Here is a 9636-nt window from a genome sequence, read left to right as displayed (position 1 = left end):
GAACTGCCACAAATGATCTACAAGGTGCGGCGACGCTAGACGTGCAGGTGGTGTGCAATAGAGCACATCGAGTTGTCGCTTTCGGCCAAAACCTTGAGTGACGCTTGTCTACCCTGGCATAGTTCACATCCCCCATCGGGAGCTACCGTTGCGTCATGACGACGACTCACAGAACGACGGGCAAGAGTCCGGCGCGGAGGAAGACGTCGCGTCTGTCGACGGGGTTCGACATGCTGACCCTGGACCCGTCGCCTCATCTCAGGGCAACCCGACAGGAGCTCTCCCAGCGCGAGCCAATGGCCGAGGCGTGGCGCGTCATCGCGAAGGCAATGGTCACCGCGATGAAATCGATCTCGCGGGACTTAGGGACCTCCAGGTAGAGGAACCCGAAACCGCGCAAGCCGAGCTTGTCTTGACGAGCTCCTTCCAGGGCCCGTTGCCGCCGCCTGAGGTGTTCGCCCAGTACGAGGCGGTACTTCCAGGTGCCGCCGAGCGGATACTGGCGATGACGGAGAAGGTCGCGACCGGACATATCGACAACGAAGCCAAGCTCATCGATGCCGAGATCGACTCCGCCAAACAGGGGCAGGCGTTCGCGTTCCTGCTGACCCTCATAGCGGTGATCGCTTCCATCGTGTTCTTCGCCATCGGCAAGTGGATAGCAGGAACTGCCCTGCTCTCCTTCCCGGTCGTCATGCTGATCCGCTCCTTTCTCACCGGCCGGTCGTCGGGTGGGGTGAAGGAGCCGAAGGAACTGAAGGAGAAGTAGACAGCGGAAGCCCCGCCTCCCAGAAGGCCGGCGGGGCAAGACGCAGCAGGTCACCACATCAAGTCATGCACCGCGGCGGGGTCCTTCTGCGCCAAGCGCGCCAACTCAAGGTGCGTCATGCCGCGGCGCTGGGCGCCCTCCCAGACCAGCTTGGGGGACGCGGCCCCCACGATGAACTGCATGATGTCCGCGCAGTACAACGCCATCGCTTCGGCGTCGTCTGCGTTGGCGTTGCCGACCTTCCGGGCCTGGGCCAGGGTCTTTTCGTACGTGGCCATGGAGTCCTCCTCGGGACTAGCAGATGGGGGAGCGTCCCGCCCACCGAAGCGAGCGGGACACCATGGGCTACGCCTTCGCGTACGCGGCGAGACGTTCCTCGAACCCGTCCTCGTCGTCCTCGAAGTCCCGGAGACGGGCCGTGTAACTGTCGGTGCTGGAGAAATCGCCAGCCAGACACCTACGGACGGCCTCGACGACCTCGGCCGGTTCGGGCAGTACGCCGTCGCAGATCCCGTAGATCGCGTTGAGGGAGTCGTTCTCGGGGCCGGTGCCGTACATCCAGCCCTTCTCCTCGGTCCAGGCGACCACTCGCTGACGCCCCGGCTTGCTTCTGGCCAGGGTGATGCAGGAGTCCCTGGGGTCGTTGGCGTCGGCGAACCAGCCGTCCACTTCGATGCCTGCGACTTCAAGGGCGTGGGCCACGGCGTCGGTGTAGGGGGCGTGCGCGTTGTGGTAGTCGATCTCCGCCATCTCATTCCTCTTGTTCGTGTCGGCAGATTGCATCCCGCCCACCGGAGTGGACGGGACGCGGGGGGGGGTCAGCTGGCGATCTCCTCATACAGTTCGGCCAGGCCGGTCAACGTCATGGCCGCACACGCGCCGACGAGCGGGGCCACGACGTCGTGCAGGGCGGTGCACAGCACCGCCCGCTTAGCGGGGTCGGGCTCTGTGGCGAGCTGGTCGAGCAGCTCCCGCCCGACCTCCTCGATCCGCGGGTCGGTGGCGGGGACGCGCGGCTGACCTGTGGCCAGTGCCCGCTCCGTGGCGGCGACCGCCCGGTGCAGCACGGCACAGGACGCCAGCGCCTCGGACATGTCCCGGCCCGGCTCCCCGGGGACGGGCTCGGGGCCGAACGCTGCGGTGTGCAGGCGGGCCTGGTGCTCGTCCTCAGTGGCCATCGTGTCCAGCAGTTCTGCCCGACGGGCGGGATCACGCTCGCCAGCGAACTTGTTGATCGCAGCCTCGGTGACGGCCTCGTACATGGAGTACTCGCGCTCGGCTTGGGCGGTGGTGGTCATGTGTGTCCTCACTTCTCGGGGTAGGGCGGGCGGCCTGGTGCCGCCCGCGCGTGTTCTGGTAGTCGCGGCCTCGGCTAGGTGTGGGGGCGCGTCGTCATGCGGCGGCCAGGACGGCTGTGACCTGGCCGCCGGTCAGCGTCTTCCGCCTGGCAAGTTCGCCGGCGAGTGCGAGCACCCCGCCCCAGAGCGGGACCAACGCCTTGTCGGTGCGGTCACAGATGTTGGCGTAGTCGAAGTGGTCGGAGGGGTTCCGTCCGTAGGTCAACGTGCCGTGCAGTTGACTGCTCACGATCTGTTCCAGTTCAGCGCGGTCGTCGAGGGCGTGGCGTTCGACCGCCCACGCACGCTCTGGAGTCCAGAGCTTCTCCTGACGCAGCCACCTGTCTTGGGCGCGCTCCCCTGCCGCGAGGGCGGAGGCGATCACGTGGTAGTCGACGGAGTAGTCATCGTGGACGGTTTTCGCAAGGCACGGCTGGTCTCGCGCTTCCTCCTGGGAATAGACGGTCATACTCACGACCCGGATGCCGCCCTGCAGCATCATGGCCGCGTGTCCGGCCTCGTGTACGGCGATGCCCAGCATCGCCAGGTCGTCGGATAGGGCCAGGGCCTGCCAAGTGGAGGTCACGGTGTTCCCCCACCCGCGCGGTGTGGGGTGGCGGGTGTAGACGGGCCGGTCCACGTTCAGGTGCCAGGACATGGTCTCCTCGGGGGCTAGGTGGTGGGGTGCCCCGCCCATGGGAAACACGGACGGGACGGATCGCGGTCAGCTAGTGCGCCGCCATACCTCGGCAGCGGCACGTGCGGCGGCGGCGCTGTCCTCTGCGGCCTCTACTAGCCGGTCCTTACCGAGGCGCTTGTACTCCTCGGCGCGGGCATCAGCGTTGGCAGCGATCTTCTCGAAATCCTCGGCTTGCATCACAGGTGAACTCCTTGCGGGTTGGCGGCGGCCTGGTCGATCGCGGCGAGGTCCTCCGGGGTGACGGCGATGAGGCCGTAGTCGGACAGCCACTGCACCCACACGGGCTCGATACCGGGCCGGTCCTCGAACTCCCGGGCGGTGATGTGACCGTTGGCGTACGCCACGGTGACGTCGGCGAGCTGCTGGAGTTCGGCGGGGGTGAGCCAGCGGACGTTCCGCGTCTCACGAGCCGACGGCGCGAGACGGCCGGCCACGCTCGCGCGGTAGATCTGCCACTGGTGCCCGACCCCGCGCGGGCCGGGCTGGCGGCGGCACCGGTTCGGCCGCCAACCACCCACCGGCAGCAGCTCGAGTGACGTGACGGTGAGGCCGAGCTCCTCGGCGACCTCGGCGCGGGCCGCGCTCTCGTACCCGGCGTGGTCGTCGAAGACGTGCCCGGCCGCCGGGGCGACACCGGGTGGGAACGTTGCGCGTTCGAACATCAGCCAGCGGCCGTTCTCGTCAGCGACGAGCACGCCGACGCTGGCGTTGTCACAGGTCTTCGTCATGCTCGGCTCCTGTTTCGGGTGTGGTGCTTGGGGCGTTGCTGATGTCCTGCCCGAGCATCGACGCGAGCGCGTCATAGACGGCATCGTTAGAGGTGACGGTGATTTTCTGAGGATCCACGTGTTCTTCCTTCTCGTCTGGTGACGTCCCGACCGCGCGATGGGACGCGGGGGATAGGAGTCAGTCCACGATCCGGTCGTCGCAGACGGCGTCAGCGACCACGCTGGCGATGTCCGCGCCGACACCAGCCGTGGTGAACGCCTTCGCGATGACCGCGCGCACGTCCGCCTCGACGAAGCCGACGTGGTTGCCGATCACGATGTCCTCGGCGAGGGTCCGGGCGAGGAACCCCGGGACGATCGGGTGCAGCGGGTGCCCGATGGGCCACCGCTCATAGGTGAGGCGGATGCTGTAGGTGGCCCCTTCGATCACCTCCGCGAAATCGGCAGGGGTCGGGGTCCGGGTGGCGGGGATGGTGTACACGTCTCTTCTCCAGTCGTGGTGGGGGTCCCGCCCGACGTGAGCGGGCGGGACGTTTGAACAGGGCGGTTGGCTGCCCTGGGGTTAGTGCTGGATCACCGGGCGGTGGACATCGCGGTGCTCCACCTCGGTCTTGGCGCCGTCACGGCGCAGCACTGCGGCGAGTTCCTCCGCGAGGGCGACCGATCGGTGCCGTCCGCCGACGCAGCCGATCGCCACGGTGACCGGGCCGCCGGTCGAGTGGTGCAGGTCGGTGACGAGGTCGGCGGTGTCCTCGACCAGGCGGACCGCGCCCGGCGTGTCGAGGACGTGCAGCCGTACGGGCTGGTCGAGGCCGGTCAACTCCCGCATCCGGGGGTCGGCGTGCGGGTTTCTCAGGTTGCGGCGGGTATCCAGCGTGACGTCGGCCTCGGGAGGTGCGCCGTGGCCGTAGCCGAAAGACACGACCGTGATCACTTCTTCTTCCCCGAACTGCTGCGGTCCTTGCTGTGGTCGTGATTGATCGGGCTGGAGCTGATCATTCCGCAGGAGCAGTAGTAGACCGGCTTCTTCGGCCCGTCATTGGCCCCGTCTGGCCACTGGCCATAGCTGCATGTCATCGTAGGTAGTTCCTTCCTGTTCTCTTCTCGGGATGGGATGGGCCCCCTGGGGTGTGGTCTTGGCGGACAGGCACCCCAGGGGGCGCTGGTTAGGGGCGGGGCTACGACCACTTACCGACGACGAAGGGCTCCGCCCCACGGATCGTCTTTCGCCGGTCGATGACGATGTCTCCGTTGTCCTTCAGGACCACCTCGCCAGGACGGACATCGTCAGCCGCGAATCTGGCGGCGACCATCTCTCGGATCTCCTGCTTCGTGTGCTTTTCAGTCATCTCGATCTCCTTCGATGGTTGGGGGTTCGGGCGCGGGTGTCAGCCGGCCGCCAGCCCGACGGCCAGACCGCCGTCCGAGCAGTTGTGTGCGAGCGGGTTGTCGGTCTCCCCGCACTCATCGCACGCCCAGGTGACGGTGACCGGACCGAGCTTCATGCGCGTGTCTCCTTCTCGTGTGAGCTGGGTGATAGGGGCGGCGGCTACGACTTGACGACGAGCCGGACCGAGTCGAGCGAGACGTGCGACCGGCCGACCCGGCACAGCTCGGCGTGGATCCGCGCCGGACCCCACTGGGGGTACTTGCTGCGAATGTCGGCGATGGCCTGCTCGTCCTCCGCTGACGGGTAGGGGGTGCCGTCGGGGATCGGGGCGTCCGTCGAGCGGATGGTGTGGTGCGGCAGTTCGCGGCGGTCGAACATTGGTTGTCCTCCTGTCGAATGACGGGTCGAGTTGGGTGGAGCTGACTGCTCCGGCAGTCCCCGCCCGCACTGTGTCGGGCGGGAACCCGCAACGGTCAGCCGAGGATCTCGGCGAGCATCGCCGGGTGAGCGGTGAACACCCGCCCACCGAAACGCGTCCTGAGGTCGACAGTCACGATGGTTCTCACTTAGAGAGAAATCCGGTTGGTCCGACCGCACTGCTTGCAGTCGGCCAGCGTGATGGCCTGCGTAGGGGACAGCGGGTCGGTGGTCGTCTCCTGGCAGTAGCCACACACCCATTCGCCGAGGTTGCCTACCTTGCGCCAGGAGCTGGCGCAGTAGACGTCGTATCCCTCGGTGTTGGATGCCCAGGACTTGCGGTGGGCAGGGACGTCGTCGTTGTCCCGGCGCTTGAACAAGCTCATGTAGGGCTCCTCTTGTACGAGTGGATCTGGATCTGGTGGTGGGCGGTCGCCCCGGGCACCCCGCCAGCCGGAGCTGGTGAGGCACCCGCAGCGGCCGTCACACGTGCGACTTGGTGCGGAGCTTCGCGAGGACCTCGCCGAGGTCGTCTGGGCTGACGATCACCTCGCGGGGCTTGCTCCCGTCGGCCGGGCCGACCACCCCGACCTGTTCGAGCAGGTCCAACAGTTGAACGGCCTTCGCGAAGCCGACCCGCAGCTTCCGCTGGAGCATCGAGGTCGACCCGAACTGCGTCGACACGACCAGCTCGGCAGCGTGGACGAGCAGAGCCCGGTCGTTGTCACTGATCTCGTCGCCCAGGTCACGACTGGCGTCCGGATCCGGGGCCGCGGCGTCGGCCGGCGCATCGTCATCGGTGAAGGGCGTGTGGTGCCAGTGCGCAACAACCGCCGCGATCTCCTTCTCGGAGATGAACGCGTTCTGCAGCCGCTCCGACTTGCTGGCTCCCATCGGGAGGAACAGCGCGTCGCCCTGCCCGATCAGCTTCTCGGCGCCGGGCTGGTCGAGGATGACGCGGGAGTCGGCCAGCGACGAGGTCGCGAACGCCAGCCGGGAGGGCACGTTGGCCTTGATCAGCCCGGTGACGACGTCGACCGACGGCCGCTGCGTCGCGATCACCAGGTGGATGCCCGCGGCTCGGGCGAGCTGCGTGATGCGGACGATCGAGTCCTCGACGTCCCGGGGGGCGACCATCATCAGGTCGGCCAGCTCGTCCACGATCACCAGCAGGTACGGGTACGGCCGGTACTCCCGCTCGCTGCCGGGCGGCGGCGTCAGCTTCCCGGCTCGGACGGCCTTGTTGAAGTCGTCGATGTGCCGGAACCCGTGCGCTGCGAGGTCGTCGTAGCGGCGGTCCATCTCCCCGACCACCCACTCCAGAACTTCGGCGGCCTTCTTCGGGTTCGTGATGATCGGCGTGATCAGGTGAGGCACCCCGGCATAGATGGCCAGCTCGACCCGCTTGGGGTCAACGAGCACCATCCGGACCTGCTCGGGGGTGGCGCGCATCAGCACCGAGGAGATCAGCCCGTTGATGCACACCGACTTGCCTGCGCCGGTCGCTCCGGCGATCAGGAGGTGCGGCATCTTCGCCAGGTTCGCCAGGACGGTCCTGCCCTCGACGTCCTTACCCAGGCCGACGATCAGCGGGTGGGCGTCGTTCTGCGCGGCCGGCGAACGCAGCACATCACCGAGCGACACCAGGTCCTTGTCCGCATTGGGGATCTCCACACCGATCGCGGACTTCCCCGGCACCGGCGCCAGCAGACGCACGTCAGCAGAGCCGACCGCATACGAGATGTTCTTGACCAGCCCCAGTACCTTCTCCACCTTCACCGCGGGGCCGAGCTTGATCTCGTACCGGGTGATGGTCGGCCCGCGGGTGAACCCTGCGACCTCGGCCTTGACCTTGAACTCGGCCAGCACGCCGTTGATGGCGTCCACGACCGTCTGGTTCGCCATGGTCGTGGGGCGGTGCGTGGTGCCGGGGCGAAGGATGCTCAACGGTGGCAGCGTCCCCCCGCTCGGCGCGGGCGCGGCCTGGACGAAGTCCGTCCTCGGCGGGGTCGGCTGCTCGGCGGGGGTGTCGCCGAGGAGCGGGGTGTCGAACGGCAACGTCTCAGCGACTAGATCCGGGTCAACCCGCCGCTGGGAGCGCGACGGCACAGCCTGATCCTTGGGCGCTTCGTCGGCGGTGGGAGTAGCAGGCTGGGCGGCGGGCGGCGTGCTCCCGGCGGGCTCGGCTGGGCTGGTGTCGTTCCCACCCAGCGAGCCGTGCCGGGGCACCACCAACCGTCGGGGCAGGTCCCGCAGAGAGATTCGGGCCACCAGCAGCGCTCCGACACCGGCGAGTACGACCAGCGCGAGGATCGCGACGAACCACGGCAGCGCACCCAGCGGGGCGGCGGCGAGCGCGCCGACCCGCCCGGCCGCAGTGTTTGAGTGGGCGGCGTCGGGTCGGCCGTTGGCGACGTGCACGACCCCGGCGATCCCGGCGAGGAGGGCGGCCCAGCCGATCACGACCCCCCGGAGGTCCGACCGGGAGTCCACGCCGCGGAACAGCTGCCACGCGAGGACGGCAGCGGCGATCGGCGCCAGACTCGTGAGAGTGCCGAGCACGCCCCGGGCGAATGACTCGGTTGCGGTGAGAAGCGGCCATGTGAGGGTGGTCCACGCGGCAGCGGCGAGCAGTACTGCGAGCAACACCATGGCGAGCCCGGCACGGTCACACACCACGGCGGGTGTCGGCCGCGTGCCGCGGACCGTCCGGCCGGCGCTGGTGGCGGCTTTCTGCCAGCCCGTCGAGATGGCCTGAGCGAGCCGCGACGGCTGCTCGTCGGTGTATCCGGTGGTGTGGGACCGGCGCCCGGTCGGACGACCCGGCCGGGTCGCGGCCTTACGCGTGTGGGTGTTCCTGGAAGTCATCAGGGTCTCCTCGGAAGGGAAGTCAGGGTGGGAACTGGCGGGCGTTCCCTCGGGAAGTTGGAGCGGCTGCGGAGGGGAACTCGGGTGGGAACTGGGGCGGGAACAACCCGCCCCGGAGAGGGGGAACAGGCAGGGAACTCGGAGGGGAACTAGGGCACTCGGGGGGAGGGAACTCGGCCGGGAACTGACAGCCCGGGGAGAGGGAACTCACGCGGTGGAACTCGCCTCTCCCGCGCCTGGGGAACTGTCAGGGAACAGCCCTTAGGTGCACCTCACCCTCGGGGGTTTCTTCCTGGCCGTTTCCCCGGCCGGGCACCAGCTCGTGGATCAGATTGCGGGCGTACTTGGTGGTGCAGCCGAGCATCCCGGCGAGATCCTTCACACTGATCTCCGGGTCGGTACGGAGGATGCTCTCGGCCCGGTCCCGCTTGCTCAGACCACCATTCGCCTGGTCACCGGCCCCCTTCTTCGATGCCTCGATCTCCTTGGTCGGCCGCTTGGACCCACCACCGGCCCTGGTTATCTCCAGTCGGACCCGGGCCTCGGCAGCGACCACCGCGTCCCGGACGCGCTGCTCAATTTCGGTCTCGGCCTGGCGGCGGATCTCCTCCTCGGCGGCTCGCACGCGGGTGATGAGTTCCTCGCGGATTTCCTGTTCCTGGGCGGCGAGTTCCTCGCCGTACTTCCCGTCGAGTTCCGTCCGGAGTTCCCTCTCCCGGGTAGCGAGTTCCGTGTCCTTGTTCCGCTCCAGTTCCGCCCGGAGTTCCCTCTCCCGAACCGTGAACTGTTCCCGGAACTCGGCCTGGAGTTCCGCCCTCACGGAGGGGAGGAGTTCCGCGCGGAGTTCCGCCTTCCGAGCCTCCGCCTGGTAGCTGTAGCCCACTCCGGCAAGGGCTAGTAGTGCCACGATGGTCGACAGGTCCAGCACCAACGGGAACACGATGTCGAGGTCCTCCCCGACGATCGGGCGGACTGTCTCGGCCTGCGCTTTGACGCTGAGCGTCATCGCGCCGAGGAAGACGATCCCAACGCCGATCTTCAAGGCCATCGTGGAGTAGGGGTCAGCGACTAGGTGCGACAGCATCGCGGCGGCGATGACCGGCGCGATGCCGGTGAGGAGCGCCACGATGGCACCGCTGTTGTCGCCATCCTTCACCTTGTCAAAGGCGTGGATCACGCTGAGCGTCAAGGAGATGCTGCCGCAGAACACCAGCAGCCCCCACAGAGGCCAGTGGATCTTCTTCTCCGGGCCGTCGGTGGCGTTCATGGACGCCTCCTTCCAACAACGTCATCGTCACGGTGTGTCACGTAAAAGAACCGACAAGTTTTGTTGTCACGCGTGCGCGCGTGTGCACGGGCGCGTGTAGCTCGCATCCGCAGGTCATCCAGGGGGCAGACCCCGATGAGAGGAGAGAGGAGAGAATCAC

Annotated in this window: 16 protein-coding genes; 1 reads left to right on the top strand and 15 read right to left on the bottom strand. The window is 67.8% G+C overall.

The window, feature by feature from the left end; genetic code table 11:
* The first annotated feature begins 307 nt into the window (after nucleotides 1–307).
* Nucleotides 308–769 carry a DUF2335 domain-containing protein gene (locus AP234_RS34505; RefSeq protein WP_160330353.1) on the top strand — a complete coding sequence of 154 codons (462 nt, stop codon included), beginning with the start codon at nucleotides 308–310 and terminating at the stop codon, nucleotides 767–769.
* 50 nt (nucleotides 770–819) lie between these two features.
* On the opposite strand, the gene AP234_RS00790 is transcribed toward AP234_RS34505, so the two are convergent.
* The 15 genes from AP234_RS00790 to AP234_RS00740 form a co-directional block, all read right to left on the bottom strand.
* Nucleotides 820–1047, bottom strand: a complete 228-nt coding sequence (locus tag AP234_RS00790) for a hypothetical protein (protein ID WP_055477560.1) — start codon at nucleotides 1045–1047, stop codon at nucleotides 820–822.
* Nucleotides 1048–1114: 67 nt separating this feature from the next.
* Entirely contained in the window at nucleotides 1115–1519 is a 405-nt protein-coding gene (locus AP234_RS00785; protein ID WP_055477559.1) for a DUF6292 family protein, read from the bottom strand.
* 68 nt (nucleotides 1520–1587) lie between these two features.
* Entirely contained in the window at nucleotides 1588–2067 is a 480-nt protein-coding gene (locus tag AP234_RS00780) for a hypothetical protein (protein WP_055477558.1), read from the bottom strand.
* A 94-nt stretch (nucleotides 2068–2161) separates the two neighbouring features.
* Nucleotides 2162–2764, bottom strand: a complete 603-nt coding sequence (locus tag AP234_RS00775; RefSeq protein WP_055477557.1) for a hypothetical protein — start codon at nucleotides 2762–2764, stop codon at nucleotides 2162–2164.
* A 66-nt stretch (nucleotides 2765–2830) separates the two neighbouring features.
* The gene (locus tag AP234_RS36945) at nucleotides 2831–2986 is read right to left on the bottom strand and encodes a hypothetical protein (RefSeq protein WP_160330352.1); all 156 of its coding nucleotides are present in this window, start codon (nucleotides 2984–2986) and stop codon (nucleotides 2831–2833) included.
* Nucleotides 2983–3534 (bottom strand): NUDIX domain-containing protein, encoded by a 552-nt coding sequence (locus AP234_RS00770; protein ID WP_055477556.1) that lies wholly within the window; start codon nucleotides 3532–3534, stop codon nucleotides 2983–2985. Before AP234_RS00770 ends, AP234_RS36945 begins: the two co-directional genes overlap by 4 nt.
* The gene (locus AP234_RS39070; protein WP_268777992.1) at nucleotides 3518–3652 is read right to left on the bottom strand and encodes a hypothetical protein; all 135 of its coding nucleotides are present in this window, start codon (nucleotides 3650–3652) and stop codon (nucleotides 3518–3520) included. Before AP234_RS39070 ends, AP234_RS00770 begins: the two co-directional genes overlap by 17 nt.
* A 60-nt stretch (nucleotides 3653–3712) precedes the next feature.
* The gene (locus AP234_RS00765) at nucleotides 3713–4015 is read right to left on the bottom strand and encodes a hypothetical protein (protein ID WP_055477555.1); all 303 of its coding nucleotides are present in this window, start codon (nucleotides 4013–4015) and stop codon (nucleotides 3713–3715) included.
* Between the two features lie 81 nt (nucleotides 4016–4096).
* Entirely contained in the window at nucleotides 4097–4468 is a 372-nt protein-coding gene (locus AP234_RS00760; RefSeq protein ID WP_055477554.1) for a RapZ C-terminal domain-containing protein, read from the bottom strand.
* Complete coding sequence (locus tag AP234_RS36940; protein ID WP_160330351.1) at nucleotides 4465–4611, bottom strand: hypothetical protein; 147 nt, start codon at nucleotides 4609–4611, stop codon at nucleotides 4465–4467. Before AP234_RS36940 ends, AP234_RS00760 begins: the two co-directional genes overlap by 4 nt.
* Before the next feature lie 101 nt (nucleotides 4612–4712).
* Entirely contained in the window at nucleotides 4713–4883 is a 171-nt protein-coding gene (locus AP234_RS36935) for a hypothetical protein (protein ID WP_160330350.1), read from the bottom strand.
* 200 nt (nucleotides 4884–5083) lie between these two features.
* Nucleotides 5084–5302: a helix-turn-helix domain-containing protein gene (locus tag AP234_RS00755; RefSeq protein ID WP_055477553.1), complete on the bottom strand. Its 219-nt coding sequence runs from the start codon at nucleotides 5300–5302 to the stop codon at nucleotides 5084–5086.
* A 188-nt stretch (nucleotides 5303–5490) separates the two neighbouring features.
* On the bottom strand, nucleotides 5491–5727 hold the full coding sequence (locus tag AP234_RS00750; RefSeq protein WP_055477552.1) for a hypothetical protein: 237 nt from the start codon (nucleotides 5725–5727) through the stop codon (nucleotides 5491–5493).
* Nucleotides 5728–5824: 97 nt separating this feature from the next.
* Nucleotides 5825–8209 (bottom strand): DNA translocase FtsK, encoded by a 2385-nt coding sequence (locus AP234_RS00745; RefSeq protein WP_055477551.1) that lies wholly within the window; start codon nucleotides 8207–8209, stop codon nucleotides 5825–5827.
* Between the two features lie 247 nt (nucleotides 8210–8456).
* Nucleotides 8457–9476 carry a hypothetical protein gene (locus tag AP234_RS00740; RefSeq protein ID WP_055477550.1) on the bottom strand — a complete coding sequence of 340 codons (1020 nt, stop codon included), beginning with the start codon at nucleotides 9474–9476 and terminating at the stop codon, nucleotides 8457–8459.
* Nucleotides 9477–9636: the final 160 nt, after the last annotated feature.

The sequence above is a fragment of the Sphaerimonospora mesophila genome (assembly GCF_001417795.1).
Lineage (GTDB): Bacteria > Actinomycetota > Actinomycetes > Streptosporangiales > Streptosporangiaceae > Sphaerimonospora > Sphaerimonospora mesophila.
The sequence above is the reverse complement of the archived record's forward strand: the minus strand, read 5'-3'. Positions and strand labels throughout refer to the sequence as shown.

Excerpts from the sequence above, each read along its gene's own strand:
- AP234_RS00740 (WP_055477550.1), bottom strand. The coding sequence starts at position 9,476 with ATGAACGCCACCGACGGCCCGGAGAAGAAGATCCACTGGCCTCTGTGG.
- AP234_RS00770 (WP_055477556.1), bottom strand. The coding sequence starts at position 3,534 with ATGACGAAGACCTGTGACAACGCCAGCGTCGGCGTGCTCGTCGCTGAC.
- AP234_RS00745 (WP_055477551.1), bottom strand. The coding sequence starts at position 8,209 with ATGACTTCCAGGAACACCCACACGCGTAAGGCCGCGACCCGGCCGGGT.
- AP234_RS00780 (WP_055477558.1), bottom strand. The coding sequence starts at position 2,067 with ATGACCACCACCGCCCAAGCCGAGCGCGAGTACTCCATGTACGAGGCC.
- AP234_RS00790 (WP_055477560.1), bottom strand. The coding sequence starts at position 1,047 with ATGGCCACGTACGAAAAGACCCTGGCCCAGGCCCGGAAGGTCGGCAAC.
- AP234_RS00775 (WP_055477557.1), bottom strand. The coding sequence starts at position 2,764 with ATGTCCTGGCACCTGAACGTGGACCGGCCCGTCTACACCCGCCACCCC.
- AP234_RS36935 (WP_160330350.1), bottom strand. The coding sequence starts at position 4,883 with ATGACTGAAAAGCACACGAAGCAGGAGATCCGAGAGATGGTCGCCGCC.
- AP234_RS00750 (WP_055477552.1), bottom strand. The coding sequence starts at position 5,727 with ATGAGCTTGTTCAAGCGCCGGGACAACGACGACGTCCCTGCCCACCGC.
- AP234_RS36940 (WP_160330351.1), bottom strand. The coding sequence starts at position 4,611 with ATGACATGCAGCTATGGCCAGTGGCCAGACGGGGCCAATGACGGGCCG.
- AP234_RS00785 (WP_055477559.1), bottom strand. The coding sequence starts at position 1,519 with ATGGCGGAGATCGACTACCACAACGCGCACGCCCCCTACACCGACGCC.
- AP234_RS00755 (WP_055477553.1), bottom strand. The coding sequence starts at position 5,302 with ATGTTCGACCGCCGCGAACTGCCGCACCACACCATCCGCTCGACGGAC.